We start from the raw sequence: 17,677 nt of genomic DNA, 5'->3' as shown, positions 1-17,677 counted from the left end.
TCCGGAGAATGCCCGGGTGCAGATGACTGAGCAGCGGACGGCGACCGTCGTGGTCGAGTGGCAGGGCGAACTCGTCGGGGCGGTGGGGCCGTTCACCACGGAATCGCCGTTCTGGGCGCAGGTCGGGGAGGTCGCGGCGCGGGCCTCGGAGGCGGCGGGGGTGCCGCTGGCGGTGCTGCGGCTGCTCTCGGTGACGGGCGGCGCGGGCGGCCGGGGCGGCGGGACGGTGTACCTGGCGGTGGCGGCGCGGCGCCCGACCGGGGCCCTGACCGCGGCCGGGACGGCGCCGGACGCGGGGCACCCGCTGCGCCCGCGGTGGGCGTCGGCCGACGGGCTGGACGGGGAATGGGCCTGGGCCGACGGCGAGTTGGCGGCGCTGGGGCGGCCCAGGCGGGGGCCGGTGGAGCAGGTGCGGAGCTGGAACCTGTCGGCGCTCTCGCGGTTCCCGACCGGGGACGGCCCGGTGTGGCTGAAGAGCACCCCGCCGTTCGCGGTGCCGGAGGCGGCGGTGATCGCCCGGGCGGGGAGGGCCGACCCGGAGCTGGTGCCGCGGGTGCTCGCGGCGGACGGCCGGCGGGTGCTGCTCGCGGACGTGCCCGGGGTGGACTGCTGGGGCGTGCCGGTCGACGGCATGCTGGACGTGCTCGACCGGTGGACGGCGGTGCAGGCGGCGGTCGCCGCGGACGGCCCGGGCGAGCTGCCGGACTGCTCCCCGGCCGCGCTGGCGGCCCGCTTCCCGGCGCTGCTGGAGCGGCTGCGGCCGGAGCTGACGGACGCGGAGTACGCGAAGGCGCTGGAACTGGCCGGGCTGCTACCCGGCATCACGGCCGTGCTCGCCCACTGCGGGCTGCCGTCGACACTGGTGCACGGCGACTTCCACCCGGGCAACTGGCGCTTCGACGGCGAGCGGGTCACCGTCCTGGACTTCTCCGACGCGGTCTGGGGCCACCCGGCGCTGGACGGGCTGCGGCCCGCCGCGTTCCTGTCCCCGGAGCGCTGGTCGGACGTCCGCGCGCGCTGGGTCGCGGCCTGGCGGGCGCTGGCGCCGCGCAGCAACCCGGAGCGGGCCCTGGAGCTGGCGGCGCCGCTGGCGCACGTGCACTCCGCGCTGCGCTACCAGGAGTTCCTGGACGGCATCGAGCCGAGCGAACACCCGTACCACGCGGGCGACCCGGCCGACGAGGTGCGGCGGGCGCTGGAGTCCCTGGGACCGGCGCTGTTCCCGACGAGCGGGTCGGAGCCGCGGGGCGAGAGCCGTACCGGACGCTGATGCGGCCGGGTGGCGCGGGCGTGACGCCGTCGCCGCCGGACGCCCGGGCAACGCAGACGCTGCCCGGGTACGCGGGACTGCCGGCTCCGGCCTCCGCGTCCGGCACGTCCACGACGCTGCCGAAGGACGACCGGGAACTGCCGGAGGAGGAGCTGTACGCACCGAACCGGGTCGCGAACGCGCCGGTCCTGGACCGCCAACCGTCGTACGGCGAAGGGCCGGTCCGGGACGGTCCGGGGCGGCCGGGGGCTCAGGGCAGGCGGCGGTAGCGCAGGTCGAGGCCGTCGAGGAGGGCGTCGAGGCCGGTGGCGAAGGCGCCCTCGTCGATGCTGCGGCGGTGTTCGGCGAGGCGGTGGGCGTCGCCGAGGTGGGGGTAGTCGGCGGCGTCGTAGAGGCTGGCGTCGTCGGGGAAGCCGGCCGCGAAGGAGGCGAGGGCGGAGCCGGTGACGAAGTAGCGCATCAGGGCGCCGATCCGGGTGGCCTGGCCGCGGGGCCAGCCGGCGTCGACCAGGCAGCCGAAGACGGCGTCGGCCAGCCGCAGGGCGTGCGGGCGGCGGCCGGGGCCCTGGGCGAGGACCGGGACGAGGTGGGGGTGGGCGGTGAGGGCGGCGCGGTAGGAGCGGGCCCAGGCGTGCAGGGCGGTGCGCCAGTCGTCCGGCGCGTCGAACATGGTGAGGTCGACCTCGCCCATCACACTGTCGACGACGGCGTCGAGCAGGTCGTCCTTGGTGGCGAAGTGGTTGTAGAGCGAGGGGCCGCTGACCGAGAGTTCGGCGGCCAGGCGGCGGGTGGAGAGCGCGGCCAGGCCCTCGGCGTCGACCAGGGCGAGGGCGGCGGCGATGATGCGTTCCCGGCTGAGCAGGGGGGTGCGGGGTCGGGCGATCTCCGCCTCCTGGGGGCGCGGGCCTGCGGGGTCCGGGTCATTCTCGCAGGTGCCCGTGGGCGGCTGCGGGGGGCCGCCGGGTGCTCTTCCGGTTCCGGGCGGGGCGGGCTACAGTCACCGTAAAACTTGCAGTGCTAGTTTACGGGCACCGCAGGAACGTCAGGATCGTCGACTTGTTCGAGGTGTCGCCGCGTGGACCTGGAACTGACCGAGGAGCAGGCCGCCGTACGGCAGTTGGCGGCCGAGTTCACCGATCGGGAGATCGTGCCGTTCGCCGCCGGGTGGGACCGGGCGGAGTCCATCGACCTGGGCGTCGTCAAGAAGCTCGGCGACCTGGGCTTCCTGGGGCTGACCCTGCCGGAGGAGTACGGCGGCAGCGGCGGCGACCACCTGGCGTACTGCCTGGTGCTGGAGGAGCTGGGCCGCGGCGACTCCTCGGTGCGCGGCGTGGTGTCGGTGACGCTGGGGCTGGTCGCCAAGTCGGTCAACGCCTTCGGCACCGAGGAGCAGAAGCGGCACTGGCTGCCCCGGCTGTGCTCGGGCGAGGCGCTGGGCTGCTTCGCGCTGACCGAGCCCGGCACCGGCTCGGACGCGGCGAACCTGACCACCCGGGCCGAGCGCGACGGCGACCACTGGCTGATCTCCGGCGCCAAGATGTTCATCACCAACGGGACGTGGGCGGACGTCGCCCTGGTCTTCGCCCGCACCGGCGAGCCCGGACACCGCGGCGTCAGCGCCTTCCTGGTGCCCACCGACACGCCCGGCTTCACCCGCACCCTGGTGCACGGCAAGCTGGGCCTGCGCGGGCAGGCCACCGCCGAGCTGGCGCTCGACCGGGTCCGGGTGCCGGACAGCGCCCGTCTGGGCGAGCCCGGCAAGGGATTCACGGTGGCGATGGCGGCCCTGGCCAAGGGCCGGATGTCGGTCGCGGCGGGCTGCGTCGGCATCGCCCGGGCCGCCCTGGAGGCGGCGGTGCGCTACGCCGGGGAGCGCGAGCAGTTCGGCAAGCCCATCGCCCACCACCAGCTGGTGCAGGAGCTGCTGGCCGACATCGCCGTCGACGTGGACGCGGCCCGGCTGCTGACCTGGCGGGTCGCCGACCTGATCGACCGCGGCCTGCCGTTCGCCACCGAGTCCTCGGTGGCGAAGCTGTACGCCTCCGAGGCGGCGGTGCGCTGCGCGAACAACGCGCTCCAGGTGTTCGGCGGGTACGGCTTCATCGACGAGTACCCGGTCGGCAAGTACCTGCGCGACGCCCGGGTGATGACCCTGTACGAGGGCACCAGCCAGATCCACAAGCTGCTCATCGGGCGCTCCCTGACCGGCGTCAACGCGTTCTGACCCCCTCCCCCACCGACAAGGAGCCCGACGAAGTGCTTCCGGTCTTCATCGCCGCCGCCCGCCGCACCCCGATCGGGCGGCTGCGCGGCGCGCTGTCCGCCGTCCGGCCCGACGACCTGTCGGCGGCCGTGCTGCGCGGGCTGCTCTCCGACGTGCCCGCGCTGGACCCGGCGCGGATCGACGACGTGTACTGGGGCGCCGCCAACCAGGCCGGCGAGGACAACCGCAACCTGGCCCGGATGGCCGTCCTGCTGGCCGGGCTGCCCGAGACCGTCCCCGGCGCGACCGTCAACCGGCTGTGCGCCTCCGGGATGGAGGCCGTCACCACCGCGGCCCGGGCGATCGGCTCCGGAGAGGCGGACGTCGTCGTCGCGGGCGGCTGCGAGTCGATGAGCCGCGCCCCGTTCGTGCTGCCCCGCCCGGACGAGGCGCTGCCGCACCGGATGGAGACCTTCGACACCCGGCTCGGCTGGCGGCTGACCAACCCGCGGATGCGCGAGCTGCACGGCGTGCTGTCGATGGGCGAGACCGCCGAGGAGGTCGCCGTCCGCCACCGGATCGGACGCGAGGAGCAGGACGCGTTCGCGCTGCGCAGCCACCGACTGGCCGCCGCCGCCCGGGAGTCGGGGCACTTCGACGCCGAACTGCTGCCCGTGGCCCGCCCGGACGGGACGGCGGTCGACCGCGACGAGTCGATCCGGCCGGACACCACCGCCGAGAAGCTGGCCGCCCTCAAGCCTGTGTTCCGCCCCGGCGGGACGGTCACCGCGGGCAACGCCTCGCCGATGAACGACGGCGCGGCGGCGCTGCTGCTGGTCAGCGAACAGGCTCTGCGCGACCTGGAGTTGGAGCCGCTGGGCCGGTACGTGGCGGGCGCCTCGGCGGGCGTGCACCCCGACGTGATGGGCATCGGCCCGGTGCCGGCCACCCGGCGGGTGCTGGAGCGCACCGGCTGGAAGCTCGCCGACGTGCACACCGCCGAGTTCAACGAGGCGTTCGCGGCCCAGGCACTGGCCTCGGTGCGCGAGTTGGGCATCGACCCGGACCTGGTCAACCCCTCCGGCGGGGCGATCGCCCTGGGCCACCCGCTGGGCTGCTCCGGCGCCCGCATCCTCACCACCCTGCTGCACCGGATGCGCCGCACCGGCGACCGGCGCGGCCTGGCCACCATGTGCGTCGGCGTCGGCCAGGGCTCCGCCGTCCTGGTCGAGCGCGACTGAACCAGCTTCCCTCTCAACGGACATGACGGAACCTCAGGAACGGAGTGCGGCGATGGGCAGGTTCGACGGCAGGATCGCGGTGGTGACCGGGGCCGCGCAGGGCATCGGGGCGGCCACCGCGCGGCGGCTGGCCGAGGAGGGCGCGACGGTGGCCGTGGTCGACCTCACGGCGGAGCGCGCGAAGGGCACCGTGGAGGAGATCGCCGCGGCGGGCGGCAGCGCGCGGGCGTACGGGTGCGACGTCGCCGACTACGACGCGGTGGCGGCCGTGTTCGCCGCCGTGGTCGAGGAGTTGGGAGGGGTGCACATCCTGGTCAACAACGCCGGGATCACCCGCGACAACCTGTTCTTCAAAATGCCCAAGCAGGACTGGGACACCGTGCTCGCGGTCAACCTGACCAGCGCCTACAACTGCGCGCACGTCGCGCAGCGGTACTTCGTGGCGCAGAAGTACGGCAAGATCGTGTCGCTGAGCTCGCGCTCCGCGCTCGGCAACCGCGGCCAGGCCAACTACGCGGCGGCGAAGGCCGGCATCCAGGGCCTCACCGCCACCCTGGCCATCGAACTCGGCCCCTACAACGTCAACGTGAACGCCGTCGCCCCCGGCTACATCGCCACCTCGATGACCGCCGCGACCGCCGAGCGGGTCGGCGCGACCCCCGAGGAGCACCAGGCCGAGGTCGCCGGCCGCACCCCGCTGCGCCGGGTCGGCCGGCCCGAGGAGGTCGCCGCCGTGGTCGCCTTCCTCGCCAGCGAGGACGCCTCCTACGTCAGCGGCCAGACCCTGTACGTCAACGGCGGCGCCCGCTGAGGCAGCCCGCGACGACGGCCCGGGCCGCCGTGCGTGGCGTCCGCCTCCCGGCCGGCGGCTAGCCGCCAGCCTTGGCTGCGGCGAGCTGCCGCAAGTAGCGTTCCGCGGCGCGGAGTTTGCGGTTCTCGGGGCCGGGGAGGTGGGCGCGGAGCTCGATGATGTCGGGGGCGATCCGGATGGCCTCGGTGGGGTCCTTGACGGCGCGCCAGCAGGCTTCGGCGTTGGTGACGGCGCGCTGGGTCTCGGGGTGGTCGGGGCCGTCGGTCTGGAGGAGGGCCGCGGCGACCTGGCGGTAGAGCTCGGCGGCGACCGAGGGGAGTCCGCCGACCCGGCAGACGTGGGCGCGGACCTGGCGGACCTGGAGCACGACGGGGGCGCGGGCGCCGTACGCGCCGACGGCCTTCTCCTCCAGGGCGAGGGCGAGCGCGGCGGCGGTGTCGTGGTCGCCGGCCTCGGCGTTGCGCACGATGTGGCCGATCGTCTCCAGGTAGTCGCCGGGCGGCACCTGCCCGGGATCGGCCGCCGGGGCCTCGGTCCCCTTGCCGAGCCGGACGGTCACGGTCGCGGTCGAGCTCGCGGCTTCGGCTGCGGTCACGGCGGGGGCGCCCGGCCCGGGCAGCGGGGTGGTGGCGGCGAGCGGGTCGTGCCGGGGCGGGGCGTCCGGCTCGGGGGCGCGTTCGACGAACGGGGCCGGGGCCGGGGCCGGCTTGCCGAGCGGGACGGTCGCGGCGAGCGGGTCGGGGCCCGGCAGCGGGAGGGTCGCGGCCAACGGGTCGGCCTGGTCCGGGAGTTCGAGCGTCTTCGCGAGCGCCACCGGCGAGGCACCGACGGACCCGGGAACGGGCGCGCCCTTGCCGAGTTCGACGCGTTCGACGCGTTCGGGCTTGCCGAGCGGGACGGTCGCGGTGAGCGGCTCCGCCGGGACCATCGCTTCGCCCTTGACCAGCGAGACGATCATCGTGCGGCGCGGCGGGGTCGCCGGGACGCCGGGCTTGCGCAGCGAGACCAGGCCGCGCGGCGTCCACCCGGGGGCGAGCCGGGGGCGGGTGGGTTCGGGCGCGGCGGTGGCGGGGGCGGCGGTCTTCCCGGGGCGGGCGGCGGTGGCGGGCGGGGCGGTGGTCGCGGGGTCGCCGGGGCCGATCTTCCGGGCGGTGTTGCGGAAGTAGGGACGGTCGACGGGGTGGGAGGCGATCACCACGGTGTCGGGGCGCAGCACCGAGTGGACCTGCTGGCGGACGAGTTCGGGGGTGAGGAACCGGTCGGCGCCGGGGCGGCCGCGGTGCAGCGTCTCGATCAGGGCCCGGGTGAAGGTGCCGAGCTGGTCGGGGTCGTGGTTGACGACGGCCCAGAGCGGGACGCCGTCGGAGAGCTGCTGTCCGGCGGTGGCGGCGAGGCCGGGCCAGACCACCTGGTCGGCGCTCAGGTCGCCGATCACCAGGGTGTCCAACTCGGTGCCGCGGTGCCGCAGTTCGGTGGCGATCGCGGACCATGGCAGGCTCTCGGAGGTCTTGCTCTCGCGCAGCGAGAGGTAGAGCTGTTCGCCGCGCCGGTCGGTGATCAGGTGGCCGCCGAGGTGGATGAGCAGCGGTCCGGGGTGGCGGGCGGCGGCGCGCAGGTGGGCGAGGACGGTCTGCGGGTCGCTGGCACCGGGCAGGTGGACGGCGTCGACCTGCCCGGCGGAGAGCAGGACCTGCGGGGCGACGCCGGCCAGCGCGGCGGAGAGCACGGAGGCGTTCGCGGTGCCGCCGCGCCCCCAGCGGCGACCGCCGCCGTAGCCGCCCTCGACGACCAGGATGCGGCCGCGCAGGCCGCCGCCGATGCCGTGGGCGGCGGGCGCGGACGCCGGTGTCGGCGCGGTGGCGGGCGGCGGGGGGTCGGCGGCGGGGGGCGGGAGGGTGACGACCGGGAAGGTGCCGGTCCAGCCGGTGGCGGCGGGCGGGGCCGCGGGCGGCGGCGGGAGGGGGGTGCCGCCCGCGGGGGTGGGGGTGGGCAGCGGGATGGTGCGGGTGGAGCTGAGGGCGGCGTCGGGGACCACCGGGTTGATCGAGGTGGCGAACGGGTCCGCGGCGGGCGGGTGCTCCGGCGTCCGGTCGGGGGCGGGCGCGTTCGGGGGGAGTTCGAGCGTCCCCTCCGGATCGGCCGCGGGGCCGTTCCCGGTCGTCGATGCCACGTCAGCCACCGTTCGGTCACCGCCCCCGTCCGTCGCCCGTGCGACGTCGTGCCTGTACGCCGTGGTGTCCCGCACCACGCTTCGATCCCGGCCACGATACGTGGTCCGCGGGCGGCCGGGCCAGGCCGGGCCCCGGGAGGGTTGACGGCGGCTCCGGTCCGTCCCGGCCGGGTCGCCGCCTCGTCACGGGATCGTCCCGACCGCCGGGCGCCCCTTGGCGCGGACGATCACCGGCTGGACACTGGGGCGACTCCGGTGCCGGTCCGCGCGCCCGGAGCCGGATCGGGAACGGCAGCGGAAGCGGAAGCAGGAGGACGGAACACCATGGCGTACCGGGCGATGCTGGTGGCGGGACTGGTCACGGGCGCGGGCGGGCTCGCCCTGCTGGGGGCCGGACTGCCCGGCGCGCTGCTGCTGCGGCGGCGGTGGGCCGCCGAGGGGACGACCGCCGAGGCCCGCTGCTTGGAGACGTACGTGCAGGAGCGCCGTGACGACCGGCCGTCCGTGCGCCGGGCGATCGTCGAGTTCCGCACGCCCGACGGCACCGCGCACCGCGCCCACCTACAGGCCCGCGACCTGGTCGCGGGCGACGTCCTGACGGTCCGCTACCGGCCCCGGAGGCCCTCCCGGGCGCTGCACGCGGACCGGTCCGACGGGACGGCGGCCCTGCTGGTCGCCATCGTGGTGCTGACGCTGGCGCTGCTCACGACCGCCGGCATCACCCTGCACCTGGGCCTGGCACCCGACCCGGAGCCGGCCGACGGCTGGCACTTCGGCGGCACCCGCTGATGATCGACTCCCTTCCCGCACAACGGCGTTGGGCTGGGCGGCGGCGGGTGACCGTCAGTAGGTGACGGTGATCCTGCGGGCCGGGCCGTCGACCCGGATCAGGCCGCCGTAGGGGATGACGAGCTGCGGTTCGGTGTGGCCGAGGTCGACGTCGAGGACGGCCATCGTCCCGGGGGCGTAGGCGTCCAGGGCGCGCAGGACGGCGGCGTGCTGGTCGGCGCGGTAGCGGGCGCGGGCCTCGGCGTCGTGCGGGTGGTCGAAGCTCCAGGCCATGGCGCGGCCGACCAGCAGGGCGGGGAACTGGCGCAGCAGGCCGCGTTCGCCGAGGTTGCGCAGCATCCGGAACACCTCGGTGGCGCTGGGCAGTTCCTCGGAGGTCTCCAGGAAGAGCACGCGGCCGGCGTACTCGGCGGCGGGGCGCAGCCGGTCCGCGGCGGCCATCCAGTGCAGGATCTCCAGGTTGCCGCCCCAGCCGGTGCCCTCGACGACCCGGTCGGGGCGGTGCCAGCGCCAGCCGGTGGCGGGTTCGTCGGCGGGGGCGCGGTCGAAGGTGGCCGGGTCCTCCCAGCGGCCCTGCACGGTGCTGGTGTCGGTGGCGGCGGTGAGTTCGTACGCGCCGCCCTCGAACAGGGCGGCGCGCAGCGAGGCCGCGGTGAGCGGGTGGACGGCGTGCGGGCGGCCGAGCTGGGTCATGACGGAGGCGCCGTGGTAGGCGACGATGCCCTGGCGGTGGAGGAAGTCGAGCAGGTTGGTGTTGTCGCTGTAGCCGAAGAAGGGCTTGGGGTGGGCGCGCAGGAGCGCGGCGTCGAGGTGCGGGACCAGGGTGATCTGGTCGTCGCCGCCGAGGGTGGCCATCACGGCCGCGATCGTCGGGTCGGCGAACGCGGCGTGCAGGTCGGCGGCGCGCTCGGCGGGGGTGGCGCCGAGCCTGCGGGTGGTGGGGTACTCGACCGGTTCCAGCCCGAACTCCTCGCGCAGGCGGCGCAGTCCGAGTTCGTGCGGCAGCGGGAAGGCGCCCGGACCGGCGAAGCCGGGGGAGACGATCGCGATCCGGTCGCCGGGCCGGGGCCGGGGAGGGTACGTCGGCTGGTCTGACATGCCGGGATGCTAGCGGCGCGGACGCGTCGGGCACGACCCGGTTTCGGGGCTCAGGGGGCTTGAGGACTTCAAGGGGCGACGTCCAGCAGGGTCTTGCCGAGGGTGTCGCGGGACTCGATGGCGCGGTGCGCGTCGGCGGCGCGCTCCAGCGGGAAGCGGCGGCCGATGACGGGGCGCAGCCGGTGCGCGGCGGCTTCGGCGAGGACGTGGGCGGTGGCGGCGCGGATGCCCGCGGGGGTGGGCCGCAGGGTGAGCACGGTGAGGGCGCGGGCGGTGACCTCCGCGTCCGGGAGCGCGGTCCAACTGCCGCCGGCCAGGCCGTAGCTGAGCAGCTTCCCGCCGTCGCGGAGCAGGTCGGCGGCGGCCCGGCCGAGGGTGCCGCCGACGCCGTCGAGGACGAGGTCGACGGGGGCGGTGGCGGCCGTCCAGTCGGGCCGCAGGTAGTCGACGGTCTCGGCGGCGCCGAGTTCGGCGGCGAGGGCGAGTTTGCGGGGTCCGCCGGCCGCGGCGACGACGTGCGCGCCCGCGGCGGTGGCGAGTTGGACCAGCAGGGTGCCGACGCCCCCGGCGGCGGCCGTCACCAGGACCCGGCTGCCGGGTGCGGGTGCGGCGGTCTCCAGCAGCAGGCGGGCGGTGCGGCCGTCGGCGAGCAGCGCGGTGGCGGCGTCCAGGGCGAGGCCGTCGGGGACGGCGTGCAGTCCGTCGGCGGGGACGGCGGCGAGTTCGGCGTACCCGCCGCTGCCCCCGGTGGAGGAGACCACCCGCCGTCCCAGCCAGGCCGGGTCGGCGCCGGGCCCGAGGGCGGTGACGGTGCCGCCGACGCCGTTGCCCGGGACCATCGGGAGCGCGCCGGTGAACGGCCCGAGGCCGGTGGCGCGGAACTGGGTCTCGACGAAGGTCAGGTTGGCGTGCGCGACCGCGATCAGCACCTGCCCCTCCCCCGGCACCGGATCGGGCGCGGCCCCCGCCACCAGCACCTCGGGTCCGCCGAACTCCCGCAGCCACACCGCACGCATCACGCCTCCGCCCGTTCCCGGGCCGGTCGTTCCGGCCCGCCGCCCATCCTGTGACGTCAAGCCCGCTTGAGGTCAAGCCGACCGGCGGCCCGGCCGCTTCCCCCCGGGGCGGGCGCTTTCCGGCGCGGCGGGCACCCTGTCACCGGCGGGTGCCAGGATGCCCGGCATGGACACGGACGGATTCTGGGACCTGGTGGAGTCGAGCGCGACGGGCGGCCCCGGCTGCGAGCGCGCCGACCGGCTGACCACGCACCTCGCCGGGCTGCCGCTGTCCGAGGTGCTGGAGTTCCAGCTCCGCCTGGACGAGGCCCGCGCCCCGCTGGACACCGCGGGCACGCTGGCGCTGGCCCGGCTGGTGCTGCGCGGCTGGGTCAGCGACGACGGCCTCTGGTACTTCCACGCCTGGCTGATCGGCCTCGGCCGCGACGCCCACCGCCTGGCCGTCCACGACCCGGACGCCCTCGCCGACCACCCCGCCCTCCGGCGCCTGGCCGCCCTCCCCTACGAGCAGTGGGACGACGACGACTTCCCGGACTGGGAACTGCTCGACTACTGCGCCCAGGAGGCGTACGAGCAGCTCACCGGCGAGGAGGACGGCCTGGAGGAGGCGCTGGAGGCGGTCGGCCACGACAGCCCCTGCAACGCCGAGTTCACCGAACCGACCTGGACGTCCGAACAGACCGCCGCCCGCCTGCCCCGCCTCACCGCACTGTTCGCCGACGCCACCTGACCCGCCGCGCCGAACCGGGCGCCGACGACGGCCCGGCGGAACCGAACGGCCCGGAACTGTCCGGAACTGTCCGGAACGGCCCGGAACGAGGCATAGCGCCGAGGCGCCCGACACCCGTCAGCCCAGCGCCCGTTCGATCAGCAGCCGGGTGAACAGCCGGGCCTGCTCGGCGCGTTGAGCGCGCTCCTCCGGGGTGAGGACCGGCGGGACGCCGTAGCGGCGGGCGGCGATGTCCTCGGCCAGGCCGGGCGGGGCGTCCAGGGCGGGCAGGCGGGCGATCGCCTCGCGTTTGGTGATCAGCCGGCCCTCGCGCAGCGCGACGGTGGCGCGGACGGCGGTGACCGGGCCGAAGTCCACCCAGATGTCGCGCCGCCACGGCTCGGGGCGGGCGGTGACCGGGTACCAGTAGTCGCGCAGGTCGGCCCGGAGGTGCGCGTGCAGCGCGGCGTCGGAGACCGGCGGCAGCAGCGCGTCGGGCCGCTCGCCTGCCAACACCGTTCCGGCGTCCAGCAGTTCGCGGCGGGCGATGACCGTGACCGGACGCTCCATCGGCTCGCCCTGGGCGAAGGTGAAGTGCGCGGCGGCCGGGTCGCCGAGCTCCTGGCGCGGCAGGTACGAGCAGTGCAGCTTCGCCGCGCCGGGCTCCCGCGCGCCCAACTCCCGGTGCAGCGCGGCCAGTCGCTCCCGCACCGGCCCGCCGGGCGCGGCGGGCAGCACGGCGACCAGGTCGAGGTCGCTGCGGCCGTGCCGGTAGTCGCCGCACGCCAGCGAACCGTGCACCCACAGCGCGTCCACCGGCACGGCGTCCGCCAGCCGGGCCGCGAACCGCGCCAACAGCGGTGCGGCGAGGGCCCGTTGCTGCTCATCGTCGTGATCCGCGGGCAGGAACGGCGGCTCCGGGAAGGTCATGCCCCCCATGCTGGCACCTCGGGTACGCCCGGGCGCGTCCGGGCCCACCTGAACACGCCCGGACGCGCCCCGGACGGCCGGGCGCGGCTCCGCCGGGAAGCGCCGGGCACGCCCTACCGTCGAAAGGACCCGGCCGTACGGCCGGGCGACCGTCCGGGAACGGAGGACCCTTCCGATGGCACAGAAGATCACCACTTTCCTGTGGTTCGACGACCAGGCCGAGCAGGCCGCCGAGTTCTACGCCACGGTGTTCGAGCACGGCCGGATCACCGAGGTGCAGCGCTACTCGGACGCCGGGCCGGGCGAGGCCGGGAGCGTGATGCTGGTGTCCTTCGAACTGTTCGGGCAGGAGTTCCTGGCCCTGAACGGCGGCCCGGTGTTCCGCTTCAACGAGGCGGTCTCGCTCCAGGTCGACTGCGCCGACCAGGCCGAGGTGGACCGCTACTGGGAGCTGCTGACCGCCGACGGCGGCGCACCGGGCCCGTGCGGCTGGCTGAAGGACCGCTACGGCCTGTCCTGGCAGATCGTGCCGCGCCGGATGACCGAGCTGCTCACCGACCCCGACCCGGAACGCGTCCGCCGGGCCACCGCCGCGATGCTGACCATGGGAAAACTGGACATCGCCGCCCTGGAAGCCGCCGCGGACGGCACCTGACGCCCCGCGGCGCCACTCCTCCACCGCCGCCGGTACGGCGGGCACCCGGGTGCCCGCCGGGTAGCCGTCCCCCGTCCCCCGGGCGGGGGACGGGGGACGGGGGACGGTCAGCTGCCGGTGAGGAGGTCGCGGAGCAGGGCCACGGTGTCCGGGTCGAGGTCGCGGCCGGTGCGGCGGCTGAGGGCGTCGAGGCGGTTGACGGAGCGGACGAGCTGGTCGCGGGCGCCGGCCGAGGCGTAGGCGTAGAAGAGGTCGCGGTGCAGGAGTTCGACCTCCGGGGCGACGGCGAGGGCGCGGAAGATCGCGGCCTCGGCGGTGCGGTGGTCGCCGTACTGGAGGCGGCGGGCGGCGAGTTCGTGCGCGGTGTCGACGATCGCGGCCAGCATGTCCTGGCGTTCGGCCTCCGCCCAGGCGTACGTCCCGGCCGGGGCCTCGGCGAACGGGGCGCCCCGGACCAGGGCCAGCGCGTGCGCGAGGGCGGCGTCGGCGGTGGCGGAGGTGGAGCGCATGCCGCGCCGGTACAGGCTGCGGAACTCGTCCCAGTCGCAGGTGACGGTCGGAGCCAGGCTGTACGTGTCGGCGGGCTGCCCGCCCAGGTAGTCGCGGCCCTCCGGGGAGGTGCCCAGCCAGCCCGCCAGCGCGGCGATCTTGACCGGCAGCGGTTCGGCCAGCCGCTCGGCGGTGGCCCGCGGGTCGAGGTGCGCGGCACCCGGGTGGATGTCGCGGTCGACGGTGGTGTGCTCGCTGCCCGGACGCAGCGCCAGGTACGCGGCGAGCTCGGTCAGCCGGGGGCGGCCCGCCGGGTCGGCGCTGCCCGCCGCGCCGAGCACGTCCACCGGCCCGAGCACCCGGATGCGCGGCGCGGAGCGCAGGTGGTGGGCCTCCGGGGAGCGCAGGATCGCCAGCAGGTCGTCGCTGTCGGTGCGGGCCGGACCGCTCCCGGGCCGGGCGGACGGCCGGGCCGGGGAACGCGGGTCGGGCGCCGCCGCCTGGTCGTGGGTGGGCAGCGGCTCGGGCACCACCGGCGGCGCGTCCACCGGGGCGGGAGGCACCGGGACGGCGACGGGGGCGGCGAGTTCGAAGGAGCGGGTGCCGCCGTCCGGGACGGAGTCGGACGCGGGCGCGGGCACGGGCACGGGCGCCGAATCGGACACGGGGTCGAGTCCGGCGGTGCTTTCGGCCTCGGACTCGGACTCGGACTCGGGAGCGGGTACGGGCGCGGTGAACGGCGGTGCCGTGGGCGGGAGTTCGTTCTGCGGCAGGGCGGCGGCGACCCGGGGGTCGACGGGCGTGCCGTGCGGCGGGGTGGTGGCCTTGCGGGCCTGGCCGTTGGCGGCGTGCCGCGGCTCGACGGGCGCGGCGGGCGCGGCGGGCACGGCTGGCTCAGCGGCGGCGGGCGGCAGCGCGGCGGGCTGGACGGGCGTCACCGGGACGACCGCGTAGGGGTTGGTGGGGGCGGTCGGGACCAGCCCGGCGAACGGGCTGCTGCCGGTGGGCACCACCCGGGCCAGCAGCCGGGGCCCGGCCGCTTCGCCGCCGTCCGGCCGCTCGCCCGCGCCATCGCCACCGCCGCTACCCCCGACCGGCTTGGCCAGGCTGGGCTTCGGCGGAGCGCTCGCGGCGCTCGCCTCCGGGCCGGTCGGGCCGCCAAGCAGGGCGATCAGGCGGGCGTCGAGGGTGCCCTCGGCCCGTCCGCCGGTGTCCGTGCCCGCGCCCGCGTCGGTGTCCGGGTCCGCCGGACCGGGGCCGACGCCCAGCAGGTCGCCGCCGAAGCCGTTACCCAAGTCGCCGCCGAAGGCATCGCCCGAGCCGTTGCCGAGCGGGCCGGGGACGGCGCCGATCGCGGCGCCGACGGTGGCCAGCGCGGGGACGGGCAGCGGGAGTTCCTGCTCGTCCTCAGGGCCGTTGTGCGGGCCGTCGAGGGTCCATTCGGGGGCCGGGTGCTGGGTGAAGTCGCCGGAGGCGCGGACGAGTTCGCCGAGCTGGGCGTACTGTTCGCGGCTCAGTCGCTGGAGTTCGACGCTGAGGTGCAGGCCGGGCAGCGGGGCGTGGCCGGTGGCGGGGAGCGTCCAGCGGGCGACCGGGCCGGCGCCGCGCTCGGGGGCGCGGGTGAGGACGGCCAGGCAGGTGCGGGGGCGGCCGTCGAGCAGGCGGCCGAGTTCGGCGGGCACGCCGCCGGTGGGCGGCTGCGCGGACAGCACGATCTCGGGCAGCCACGCCTCGTCCGCACTGCCCCGGCTGCGGGCCTCGCGGGGGCTGCCGACGTTCGCGCCGATCAGGGTGGCGCGGGCCTTGGCGGTGCGCGGGCCGAGGGCGGCGAGCGCGGCCTCCAGGGTGGGGTGGTGGTGCACCCGGTCGGCGGCGGGGCCGGCGGTGGGCAGGTCGGGGGCGATGCCGACCAGGTGCAGGTGCAGGCGGTCGGCGAGCGGGCTGTGGGCGAGTTCGACGGCCAGGCTGCGCAGTACGTCCTCGGCGTCCTCGGGGTGTCCGGAGAGGTGAACCAGCCGGACGGTCTCCAGGTCGGCCAGGACGGTCGAGCCGTCCGGGGTGGCGCCGAGGGTGACCAGCGCCGGGTAGGGGGCGGCGTGCTTGGCGGCCTGTCCGGCGGACAGCAGCTCGGTGGAGTCGGTCGGGCACCACCACACGTTCGGGGCGTGCGCGGCCCGGAACGGGGCGATCGGCACGGCCGGTGCGGCCAGGTGCAGTTCGACGGTGCCCACGGTGGTGACCCGGGCGGCGACCAGGGCGGGCAGCCGCTTCTCGCCGCGGACGGCGTTGCGGCCCAGGGTGCGCAGGGCGCGGTTGAGCAGTTCCAGGCCGTGCTCGTCCTGGCGGGCCTTCAGCTCCGCCTCGAAGCGGCCGGCGGCGGCCGAGGGCAGCGCGATCCGGTGCCGGGGGCGGCGGGCCCGCTGCTGGTCGGTGCGGCGGCGGGCGACCAGGGTGATCAGCGCGGCGGCCATCAGCACGCCGAGGCCGGACGCCGCCAGCGCCACGGTGTAGTCGTCGCCACCGGTGGCGGCGGTGTGCTGCTCGCGGACGGCGGGCAGGTTCGTGGCGGACGCGGAGTCCTGCGGCGCGGGCGACTGGGCGGCGGAGGGCTGGGCCTGCGGCGACTGCGACGTCTGCGGCGACTGCGCGGGCGCGGGGGTGGCCTCCGACCCGGGCGGGGTCGGCGCGCCCGGCGCCGGGGTCTCGGGCGTGCTCGGCGCGGTCGGCGTGCTCGGCACACTCGGCGCCGGGCTCTCCGGGGCCTGGGCCGCGCCGGGCACGGTGAGCACCATGCCGGGGGCGAGCACGTCCGGGTCGGTGAGCTTCTCGCCGTCGGGGGCGGCGACGCCCTTGTTGGCCTCGAACAGCTCGGGCCAGCGGTCGCCGTCGCCCAGCTCCCGCTGCGCGATCGCGGAGAGCGAGTCGCCGGAGTGCACGGTGACGCTGCCGTGCGCGGGCGCGGCGGGTGCGGCGGGGAGCGCGGGCGGGGTGCCGGTGGTGCTGCGGGCGGCGGCGGCCGGGCCGGTGTCGGGCGCGGCGTCGGCGGGCATCAGCAGCTGCCAGCCGGGCTGGATCGGCCGGTCGGCGTCGAAGCGGGTGCCCGAACCGTCCATCGGGCGGCCCGCGTTGAGCTTGGCGATCTCGGTCCACCGTTCGCCGGAGCCGAGTTGGCGCTCGGCGATCGACCAGAGGCTGTCGGCGGGGCGGGCGTCGCGGACGGTGTAGACCGGCTGCTGCGGGTCGGCGGCGGGCGCGGCCGCGGGCGCTCCGGCGGGCAGTGCGGCGTACGCCGGAGCGGCGTTCAACTGGGCGACGGCGGCCGGGCGTTGGGTGAGTTCGGGGGTGGCGGCGAAGGCCGATCCGGCGACCGGGAGCAGGGCCAGGACGGAGCCGACCAGACCGGCCGCGATCCGCTGGCTCCAGCCGAACGCGGGGATCCGGCGGGCGACCCGGCCGCGCAGCTGGGCGGGGATCTCGACCAGGACGGAGACCAGGAAGCACAGCCAGCCGATCCAGCCGACGCCCACCAGCAGCCACAGGAACAGGCTGCCGTCGTCGGGGCTGGTGAGCGCGGTCAGCAGGTCGCCGTGGACCGGGTCGCCGGCCGCGGCGACGGCGAGCGTGCCGTAGCCGAGCAGGGCGGGCACCCCGACCAGCAGCAGGACGAGTGCCAGCAGCGCGCCGAGCGCGGCCAGCGCCGAGCCGCCCCGCCCCCGCCGCCCGCCCCGCCCGACGGGGGTCGGGGCGGGGTGCCGTCCGCCGCGGGCGGCGGGGGCGGGGCGGTCCGGCCGCCTGGTGCGGCGGCCCTTGCGGTGCTGGTCGTCGGCTCCGCGCGCGGCCATCAGCCGGTCGTCCCTTCCGTGATGCCGTGCAGCAGGGTGGCCTTGCCGTGCCCCTGCACGGAGAGTGTGGTGATGCCGATCACGCCGAGCAGCGCGGTCGGGTAGGTGCTGGTGACGGTGACGCTGATCTCGCTCAGGTCGGGGTACCGGGGGAAGTCGACGCGTCCCGAGACGCCCTGGCCGTCGAGGTAGGCCCGGGCGGCGGACTCGGCCTGTGCCGCGTCCACCTGGTAGCCGCCGTCGGCGCGCAGCCGGGCGATGTCGAGTTGCTGACCGGCCACCCGGGCGGCCTCCTGGGCGAGCGCGTCGGCCCGTTCCACGGCGCGCAGTTGGCCGCCGAAGTCGAGCACCAGGCCGACCACGGCCACCAGGCTGACGGCGGTGATGGCAACCATGACCGAAATGCTGCCCCGGTCCCGGGCGTTCACGCCTCGTTCGGCCACGTTCCCTCCCC

Annotated in this window: 14 protein-coding genes; 7 read left to right on the top strand and 7 right to left on the bottom strand. The window is 76.7% G+C overall.

Annotated elements, in window-relative coordinates:
* Positions 1 to 22: 22 nt before the first annotated feature.
* On the top strand, positions 23 to 1,270 hold the full coding sequence (locus ACIP60_RS02680) for an aminoglycoside phosphotransferase family protein (protein WP_400679916.1): 1,248 nt from the start codon (positions 23 to 25) through the stop codon (positions 1,268 to 1,270).
* A gap of 250 nt (positions 1,271 to 1,520) precedes the next feature.
* Here ACIP60_RS02680 and ACIP60_RS02675 read toward each other — a convergent pair whose 3' ends face one another.
* Positions 1,521 to 2,153 carry a TetR/AcrR family transcriptional regulator gene (locus ACIP60_RS02675; protein WP_100839440.1) on the bottom strand — a complete coding sequence of 211 codons (633 nt, stop codon included), beginning with the start codon at positions 2,151 to 2,153 and terminating at the stop codon, positions 1,521 to 1,523.
* Between the two features lie 192 nt (positions 2,154 to 2,345).
* On the opposite strand from ACIP60_RS02675, the gene ACIP60_RS02670 reads away from it, so the two are divergent.
* From ACIP60_RS02670 to fabG, 3 genes are read left to right on the top strand one after another with little or no spacing between them, the layout of a single operon-like run.
* Positions 2,346 to 3,494: an acyl-CoA dehydrogenase family protein gene (locus ACIP60_RS02670; RefSeq protein ID WP_400679210.1), complete on the top strand. Its 1,149-nt coding sequence runs from the start codon at positions 2,346 to 2,348 to the stop codon at positions 3,492 to 3,494.
* 32 nt (positions 3,495 to 3,526) lie between these two features.
* Positions 3,527 to 4,714, top strand: a complete 1,188-nt coding sequence (locus ACIP60_RS02665) for a thiolase family protein (RefSeq protein WP_400679207.1) — start codon at positions 3,527 to 3,529, stop codon at positions 4,712 to 4,714.
* Between the two features lie 52 nt (positions 4,715 to 4,766).
* Entirely contained in the window at positions 4,767 to 5,525 is a 759-nt protein-coding gene (gene fabG / locus ACIP60_RS02660) for a 3-oxoacyl-ACP reductase FabG (RefSeq protein ID WP_400679205.1), read from the top strand.
* A 58-nt stretch (positions 5,526 to 5,583) separates the two neighbouring features.
* On the opposite strand, the gene ACIP60_RS02655 is transcribed toward fabG, so the two are convergent.
* On the bottom strand, positions 5,584 to 7,695 hold the full coding sequence (locus ACIP60_RS02655) for a hypothetical protein (RefSeq protein ID WP_400679202.1): 2,112 nt from the start codon (positions 7,693 to 7,695) through the stop codon (positions 5,584 to 5,586).
* Positions 7,696 to 8,019: 324 nt separating this feature from the next.
* Between ACIP60_RS02655 and ACIP60_RS02650 the strand changes: the two genes are divergently transcribed.
* On the top strand, positions 8,020 to 8,484 hold the full coding sequence (locus tag ACIP60_RS02650) for a DUF3592 domain-containing protein (protein ID WP_400679199.1): 465 nt from the start codon (positions 8,020 to 8,022) through the stop codon (positions 8,482 to 8,484).
* A gap of 54 nt (positions 8,485 to 8,538) precedes the next feature.
* Here the strand turns inward: ACIP60_RS02650 and ACIP60_RS02645 are convergent, their stop codons facing one another.
* Positions 8,539 to 9,582, bottom strand: coding sequence for a S66 peptidase family protein (locus ACIP60_RS02645; protein ID WP_400679196.1), 1,044 nt, complete (start codon positions 9,580 to 9,582; stop codon positions 8,539 to 8,541).
* A 68-nt stretch (positions 9,583 to 9,650) separates the two neighbouring features.
* Complete coding sequence (locus ACIP60_RS02640) at positions 9,651 to 10,598, bottom strand: zinc-binding dehydrogenase (protein WP_400679194.1); 948 nt, start codon at positions 10,596 to 10,598, stop codon at positions 9,651 to 9,653.
* 166 nt (positions 10,599 to 10,764) lie between these two features.
* Here ACIP60_RS02640 and ACIP60_RS02635 point away from each other — a divergent pair, with 166 nt between their 5' ends.
* Complete coding sequence (locus ACIP60_RS02635) at positions 10,765 to 11,328, top strand: DUF4240 domain-containing protein (protein ID WP_400679192.1); 564 nt, start codon at positions 10,765 to 10,767, stop codon at positions 11,326 to 11,328.
* Positions 11,329 to 11,445: 117 nt separating this feature from the next.
* Here ACIP60_RS02635 and ACIP60_RS02630 read toward each other — a convergent pair whose 3' ends face one another.
* Entirely contained in the window at positions 11,446 to 12,237 is a 792-nt protein-coding gene (locus ACIP60_RS02630; protein WP_400679190.1) for a nucleotidyltransferase domain-containing protein, read from the bottom strand.
* A gap of 175 nt (positions 12,238 to 12,412) precedes the next feature.
* On the opposite strand from ACIP60_RS02630, the gene ACIP60_RS02625 reads away from it, so the two are divergent.
* Positions 12,413 to 12,892: a VOC family protein gene (locus tag ACIP60_RS02625; RefSeq protein ID WP_400679188.1), complete on the top strand. Its 480-nt coding sequence runs from the start codon at positions 12,413 to 12,415 to the stop codon at positions 12,890 to 12,892.
* 107 nt (positions 12,893 to 12,999) lie between these two features.
* Here ACIP60_RS02625 and ACIP60_RS02620 read toward each other — a convergent pair whose 3' ends face one another.
* Both ACIP60_RS02620 and ACIP60_RS02615 read right to left on the bottom strand, forming a co-directional pair.
* Positions 13,000 to 17,223, bottom strand: coding sequence for a LysM peptidoglycan-binding domain-containing protein (locus ACIP60_RS02620; RefSeq protein ID WP_400679186.1), 4,224 nt, complete (start codon positions 17,221 to 17,223; stop codon positions 13,000 to 13,002).
* Positions 17,223 to 17,651 carry a pilus assembly protein TadG-related protein gene (locus ACIP60_RS02615; protein WP_111551911.1) on the bottom strand — a complete coding sequence of 143 codons (429 nt, stop codon included), beginning with the start codon at positions 17,649 to 17,651 and terminating at the stop codon, positions 17,223 to 17,225. Before ACIP60_RS02615 ends, ACIP60_RS02620 begins: the two co-directional genes overlap by 1 nt.
* Positions 17,652 to 17,677: the final 26 nt, after the last annotated feature.

The sequence above is a fragment of the Kitasatospora sp. NPDC088783 genome, from assembly GCF_044750705.1.
Taxonomy (GTDB): Bacteria; Actinomycetota; Actinomycetes; order Streptomycetales; family Streptomycetaceae; genus Kitasatospora; species Kitasatospora fiedleri.
Note: the sequence above shows the minus strand (reverse complement) of the source record. Positions and strands in the feature narration are given on the sequence as shown.